This window comes from Acutalibacter sp., assembly GCF_056800975.1.
In genome coordinates, this window is sequence record NZ_JBQISV010000136.1 from 1 (window position 1) to 4,210 (window position 4,210).

Sequence of the window (4,210 nt, forward strand, 5' to 3'; positions counted from 1 at the left end):
AAAAATCGCAGGAATACTTGCCGTATTTCAAGATTTTTTAACGCAGCAGGACGGCAAAAGACCCGTCCCTCCGGCGTTCAACGCCTGTGAATACAGGTTCTTACATTGCTTCCCGCTTTTTTTAACCCGTGACAGGCCGGGAGCCGGGTCTTGGACTGAAAGGAAGCATAGTCTTTTCCCGAAAACGGTTGGATTTCATGTAACATTGGGAACAGCAGAGGCGCTGCGCTCCTTTTTGCAGTCAAAAGGACGATGCTCTGGGGAAAGATAAGCCGGCGTTGCGGCAGGCCCCTCCATCAAAATATATGCGCGCCCCCATGGGAGCCGGGCCCGCGGCGCAGGTCGGTGGGCAGCAGAGAGTAGAGGCTCAGGTCCACAATGCCCTTGTCCGGCCAGAAGAAGCCCTCGCGGATGGTGCCCTCCTTCACAAAGCCGCAGCGTTCCAGCACCAGAATGCCCCGGTAGTTGGCAGGCAGCACATAGGCCTGAATGCGGTGCACGCCCACGTTGACCATCAGGTAGTCGGTGCAGGCCCGCAGGGCGCCGGTGGCAAGGCTCTCGCCGGTGCGGGTGCGGCTGAGGGTGAAGCGCACAGTCACCGACTGGGTCTGGGGGTCGATATTGTATATCTCAAAAATGCCGGCCAGACGGCTGCCGTTCCCCTCAGGGTAAATGCCCAGCATCACCGCCACCCGGTCCCGGAACATGGCCTCGGCCTGCAAAAGCCGCAGGCGGCACTGCTCGGGAGCGCGCAGAGCGGCGGTGGGGGCATAGCGGAAGTTTTCCTCGTCCCCAAGAATGTCCCAGAGGGCGGGCAGGTCCAGGTCAGTCATGCGGCCCAGAGAGAGCCCCTTGCCGCTGATGTAGGGAAAGGTGGAAAATAGAAGCCCGGTGTTCATGAGAGGCCTCCTTTCAGAAACTGGAAAAGTCCTGACGCGCAAACCGGCGCGAGCAGAAAACGACGATGGACAGACAAGGGAGGAACGCGGTAAAAGGTAGAGAGGGGCTCTTGACACGGCTCTGGAAAGCCCATCTCCGGCAGTGTGCTGCCGCCTCGTGATAGGAGGATGCGGCTCCCGGCAGCCTGAAGCAGGACAGACAAAAGCCCCGATGACAGCCTTTTTAACTTAAATTAAAAAGGAATTAAAAAGGAGCGTGTGCCGCTTTAACTTAGCAGAGCGTTCCTCTAAGTCAAAAACTGCAACAGACCCGGCAGGTCACCGGGCGCGTCAATATGAGGCGCACTCTCCGCCCGACCGAAACCATAGGCGGCGTGAATGAAGGGGACCCCCGCCTTCTGGGCGGCGGCCTGGTCCATTGCCGTGTCGCCCACATAGACAGGCTGTGTCATGCCCAGCCGCTGGGCCACCAGCCGGATGTTCTCCCACTTCTCCTTGCCGGTGCGGCCAATGCACTCCCAGCCGGCAAAATAGGGCTCCAGCTTGTGGGCGGCAAAGAAAGCGGGGATGTACTCAGGTCCGCAGTTGCTGACAATGGCCAGGGGGCACTGCCTTGCCAGCTGTTCCAGGGTTTCCGTGAGGCCGGGGTAAAGCCGGCCCCCGTGTTCCCGCAGATACGCGTCCTCCACCACGCAGAGCTGGGCAAACAGCTCCGCGCCACGCTCCGGGGTGAGCTGGGGGAAAAGGGTCTTCATCAGCTGGGGGGCGGTCATGCCCATCACACTTTGCAGCTCCTCTGTGGTGGGAGGGCGGGGGATGTCCGGCTCCCCGGCCAGGGCCAGCCGCCAGACATCCGTCAGGGATTCGCTGGAATCCCACAGAGTACCGTCCAAGTCAAAAATCACGCCGTCACAAATCACGTTGCGGCCTCCTTTTTTGTATAACGTTGGGTGTACGGGCAAATCTGGATACATTTGCCGCACAGAGTGATTTCCTGCCCCGTCCGCTCCTTAGCCAGGGCCCGGGCGGCTTTCCGGCAGGCATCCACATCCACCAGGACTTCTCTCTCAGTGGCAATATCCCACAAGGCTCCATGGATGGCCCCGCCGGGGCAGTGGTCCCGGCAGCGGGTGCAGTCTCCGCAGCGTGAGGCGTTTACCGGCTGGCCGGGATGATCAAAGGCCGCGTCTGTCAGCACAGAGCTCAGCCGTACTGCCGGGCCGAATTCCGGGGTGACCAGCAGGGCGGATTTGCCCACCCACCCCAGCCCTGCCCGGGTGGCACAGGTTTTGTGGGGGAAGGGGGTGTGGTACCCGGCGGACTCCGCCACCGCCGTGGTGGTCTGGGCCAGGGCATGGAAGCCCTGCTTGACAATATAGGATGCAGCCAGCTCCGACAGCTGGTCCAGCTTGGCGTTCAGGGTATGGTACTGCTCAAAATAATCCATACTGGGCCCATCGGAGATACCGCATATTGTAGAAGCCGGAAGGCGCACAGCCAAAGACACGCAGCTGGTCCACTGGCCGGGGGAGAGGGCGCTGACGTCCCCAAAGCCCACCAGGTCTGCGCCCTCTGCCAATAACAGCGCCCGAAGGGGCTCCTCGGAGAGAACGGCAGTCTTCACGGTTCGTCCTCCTTGATGAAGTCATAGGGCGCCTGCTGGTAGACATAGTAGTTCAGCCAGTTCGCCACCAGCAGATGGGCGTTGCTCCGCCAGGTGAAGGGGGGCGTGCGGGTGGGGTCGTCCTCAGGGAAATAGTGGTAGGGCACCTTGGGCTCCAAGCCCTTTGCCACGTCCCGAAGGTATTCCTTGGCCAGGGTGTCCCGGTCATACTCCGCGTGGCCGGTGACAAACATCCGCCGCCCGCCCCGCTCGGCACAGATGTGCAGCCCTGCCAGGTCGGAGACCCCCAAAGGCAGCAGCTCCGGATGAGCCTCAATGTCCTCCAACAAAACCTGGGTGTAGCGGGAGTGGGGGGCAAAGTAGTTGTCGTCAAAGCCCCGCATCAGGGGATGATAGGGATTGAGCACCCGGTGATTGTAGATGCCGCTGAGCTTTTCCGGCAAGGGATGCTTCTGAATACCATAGTGATAGTATAGCCCCGCCTGGGCTCCCCAACATATGTACAGGGTAGAGTAGACATGGGTTTGGGCCCAGTCAAAAACAGCGCACATCTCAGGCCAGTAGTCCACCTCCTCAAAAGGGAGCTTCTCCACCGGCGCACCGGTGATGATGAGGCCGTCAAAGCGGCGGTCGCGCACCTCCTCCAAAGTCTTATAATACTGATTGAGATAAGAGATGCTGGTGTTTTTGCTGACATGGCTGGCCGGATGCAGCAGCTCCACCTCCACCTGCAGGGGAGAATTGCTGAGCAGGCGCAGCAGCTGAGTCTCGGTCTCCAGCTTGGTGGGCATCAAATTCAAAATAGCGATGCCCAGAGGGCGGATGTCCTGAGCAACGGCCCGGCTGCGGGACATAACAAAGATGTTCTCGTTTTCCAGAACCTCGATCACAGGCAGCTCGGCGTTGACACGAATAGGCATAAGCTCACAGCCTTTCCAGTTGATAATAGGAAGGACGCTTCAGTCCGGCGGGGAAAGAAAGATGAAAAAAGCGCTTGACAAAAGCTGGGAGAAGCGATATAATACCAAACATTGCGGCGCAAAACCGCAATAAAGCTATTATAACACAACCAGCTTTGGTTTGTACAGCATGGGACTTCAAAAGTTTTTCAAAAAACCTGAAAAAACTGCTTGACAAACCGAAAACGGTGTGATATGATAAGCAAGCTCTCAAAAAGAGCCCCCAAGCGCAAGCGAGGGCCGACTGAAAAAAGGTCGAAAAAAAGACTTGACAAATCAAACCGAGTGTGGTAAGATAGTCAGGCTGCTCGAAAGAGCCCCAAGCGCAAGCGCGGGTCGGCTGAAAAAGGTCGAAAAAAGTACTTGACAAACGAAACCGAATGTGGTAAGATAGTCAAGCTGCTCGAAAGAGCCCCAAGCGAAAGCAAGGGTCGGCTGAAAAAAGTCGAAAAAAGTGCTTGACAAACGAAGCTGAGTGTGGTAAGATAGTCAAGCTGCTCGAAAGAGCTTCCCAAGCGAAAGCGAGGGCGCTGAAAAAAAGTCGAAAAAAGTACTTGACAAACAAAACCAAATGTGGTAAGATAGTCAGGCGCTTCAAAAGACAGAGAGCGCAGCGCCAAAGGCTGAAAAGCCTGAGGAGTGGACCTTGAAAATTAAACAACGAGAAGAAGAACGACCCGTGAATTCTTTGAGAGTGAAAGCTTGAGAAGAAGGAAACAGGAACAGAA

5 protein-coding genes are annotated in these 4,210 nt (G+C 57.5%); 1 reads left to right on the forward strand and 4 read right to left on the reverse strand.

Annotated elements, in window-relative coordinates:
• The coding region (locus ACTO5E_RS10335) for a hypothetical protein (protein ID WP_482303424.1) at nucleotides 1–271 on the forward strand (271 nt) is incomplete at its 5' end.
• A 25-nt stretch (nucleotides 272–296) separates the two neighbouring features.
• Here the strand turns inward: ACTO5E_RS10335 and ACTO5E_RS10340 are convergent.
• The 4 genes from ACTO5E_RS10340 to metA form a co-directional block, all read right to left on the reverse strand.
• Nucleotides 297–899, reverse strand: a complete 603-nt coding sequence (locus tag ACTO5E_RS10340) for a GNAT family N-acetyltransferase (RefSeq protein ID WP_482303425.1) — start codon at nucleotides 897–899, stop codon at nucleotides 297–299.
• 287 nt (nucleotides 900–1,186) lie between these two features.
• Nucleotides 1,187–1,819, reverse strand: a complete 633-nt coding sequence (locus tag ACTO5E_RS10345) for an HAD family hydrolase (RefSeq protein ID WP_482303426.1) — start codon at nucleotides 1,817–1,819, stop codon at nucleotides 1,187–1,189.
• Entirely contained in the window at nucleotides 1,816–2,523 is a 708-nt protein-coding gene (locus tag ACTO5E_RS10350) for a 4Fe-4S double cluster binding domain-containing protein (protein ID WP_482303427.1), read from the reverse strand. Before ACTO5E_RS10350 ends, ACTO5E_RS10345 begins: the two co-directional genes overlap by 4 nt.
• The gene (metA, locus tag ACTO5E_RS10355; RefSeq protein ID WP_482303428.1) at nucleotides 2,520–3,443 is read right to left on the reverse strand and encodes a homoserine O-acetyltransferase MetA; all 924 of its coding nucleotides are present in this window, start codon (nucleotides 3,441–3,443) and stop codon (nucleotides 2,520–2,522) included. Before metA ends, ACTO5E_RS10350 begins: the two co-directional genes overlap by 4 nt.
• Between the last annotated feature and the right edge of the window lie 767 nt (nucleotides 3,444–4,210).